The 2,192-nt window shown below is 28.1% G+C and carries 2 protein-coding genes; both read left to right on the top strand.

Features of this window, described 5'->3' with window-relative positions; genetic code table 11:
- Nucleotides 1–158 precede the first annotated feature (158 nt).
- Nucleotides 159–1,325, top strand: coding sequence for a CD0519/CD1768 family membrane protein (locus J7G74_RS16625; RefSeq protein ID WP_297137480.1), 1,167 nt, complete (start codon nucleotides 159–161; stop codon nucleotides 1,323–1,325).
- Nucleotides 1,326–1,614: 289 nt separating this feature from the next.
- Nucleotides 1,615–1,974: a hypothetical protein gene (locus J7G74_RS16620; protein ID WP_297137477.1), complete on the top strand. Its 360-nt coding sequence runs from the start codon at nucleotides 1,615–1,617 to the stop codon at nucleotides 1,972–1,974.
- Nucleotides 1,975–2,192: the final 218 nt, after the last annotated feature.

Raw genomic sequence — 2,192 nt, 5'->3', positions numbered from 1 at the left:
TCAGATAAAAATGAATTATTAAAAAAAATAGTAAATATTTAGAGATAAATATATTGTTTTTTATAAAAATAGTAAATATTTAGACATAAACACTTGATTTATAAATAAAATACGATTAAAATATATATCAAATATTGGAAAGTATAGGAGGATATTTTATGGATACAGGGAGTAGTAAGAGGAAAGTTAAGACTGTTGGTTTAGAAACATTTGTATTTTTGGCAATATTAGTAGGTGGGTTCGGATATATTTCTAGTGTTATGGGGGCTGGAATTATGTTCAAAGTAATTATGAGTACGGCCCATGATTTATTGTTAAATACAGTTTTTTTAATAATGTCTTTAGCTGTTTTAGCAGGCGCAGTAAGTGCGCTTTTATCTGAATTTGGAGTAATATCTTTATTAAATAAAATATTTGCAGGATTTATGAAGCCGCTATATGGCATGCCTGGAGCTAGTATAGCTGGAGCTATTACAACTTACTTATCAGATAATCCTGCCATCATTGCATTTGCAAAGGACAAATCATTTACAAGATATTTTAAAAATTATCAAGTGGCACCTCTTTGTAATTTAGGAACAGCTTTTGGTATGGGACTTATAGTTACAACATTCATGATATCTCAAGGTAGCGAATATGTATTGCCAGCTTTAATAGGTAATGTGGGGGCAATAATAGGAAGTATTATAAGTGTTAGAATAATGATACATTTTACTAAAAAGTATTACAATTATAAGCCTGTAAAAGGAGAAGAGAAAGTTTCTAATAAAATAGAAGAAATGAGAGAAATTAGAGATGGAAATTTATTTCAAAGGGTGTTAGACGCAATGCTTGAAGGTGGTAAAACAGGTGTTGAACTTGGACTTGCTATAATACCAGGAGTATTGGTAGTTTGTACCCTTGTAATGCTTTTAACTTTTGGACCATCTACAGATCCAGTAACAGGCAATGCAGTTTATACTGGAGCAGCATATGAAGGTATAGGTCTTCTTCCTATAATAGGTGAGAAATTAAGTTTTATATTAGAGCCATTATTTGGATTTACTTCACCAGAGGCTATAGCATTTCCTATAACATCTTTAGGTGCTGTTGGAGCTGCTATGAGTTTAGTACCTCAGTTTATAACTGATGGAGTTATAACTCCAAATGATATAGCAGTATTTACAGCAATGGGTATGTGCTGGAGTGGATATTTAAGCACTCATGTAGGTATGATGGATGCTTTAGATGCAAGACCGTTAACAGGAAAAGCAATACTTTCACATACAATAGGTGGGCTTTGTGCAGGGATATCAGCACATTTTATATTTATGTTATTTGTATAAATTTTAAAAATACTAAAAATCTAGGTTATTCTAACCTAGATTTTTTTTATTGTAAGGAAATTATATTATCTGTTTTTTAGACAACATATAATTTGCAACTTTGTTACTTGGCAACGTGGAAGACACTGCTCTTATGAAGTGGAGTGTTGACGCAGTGGACAAAGGGAAGATAATTTTTTTATTTGCTAATTTTGAAAATTAGATAATTAAATTTTAGATTATGAATAATATTGATTATATCAAAGTAATAAATATAATTATGATACTTATATGCAAAGAGGTGTTAAAATTGGCAAATGAAAAGAATAATAAAAATAATAAATATAAAAGAAAAAAGACGAAACAAAATAAGAAAAATAATTGTAATAATAAGTCAAAGAAAAAATGTGATGAAGGAATTGGATTATCTTCCTTTAGCTATGCTGACTATATACTTTTATCTTCTGTAATAGCATATAGTATAGCTGAAGAATTAAATGAGGATGATTTAGCTATGTTTACTATTTTTTTAGAACTAATACTTACAGACTTAGGATTAATAGTTGCGAAAAGAGGAATAGAGGCTAAAAATAACGCTGAAGAAGGTGTAATACTAGAAGATAGTACTATAGAAGAGTCTGAAATTATAGATGAAGATATTTTATTTTGATTAGATATAAATTAAAATTGTAATTTATTGATATGAAAAAATGATACCTTGGTACATATAAATATTGAATACAAAAGTTGTAAAACTAGTATATAAATTAATAATATTAACAAGCTGTAGCATATTTATTATGCTACTTTTTTATTACAAAATAATAAAAAATTATTGCTAAAAATTTATGGTTACTAAATTATAACAAAATTAATAATTAGTGATTT

It is taken from the genome of Terrisporobacter sp. (genome assembly GCF_017888745.1).
Classification (GTDB): Bacteria; Bacillota; Clostridia; order Peptostreptococcales; family Peptostreptococcaceae; genus Terrisporobacter.
The sequence above is the reverse complement of the archived record's forward strand: the minus strand, read 5'-3'. Positions and strand labels throughout refer to the sequence as shown.

Bases quoted from the DNA above. Each gene is read 5' to 3' on its own strand.
- J7G74_RS16625 (WP_297137480.1), top strand. From the start codon at position 159: ATGGATACAGGGAGTAGTAAGAGGAAAGTTAAGACTGTTGGTTTAGAA.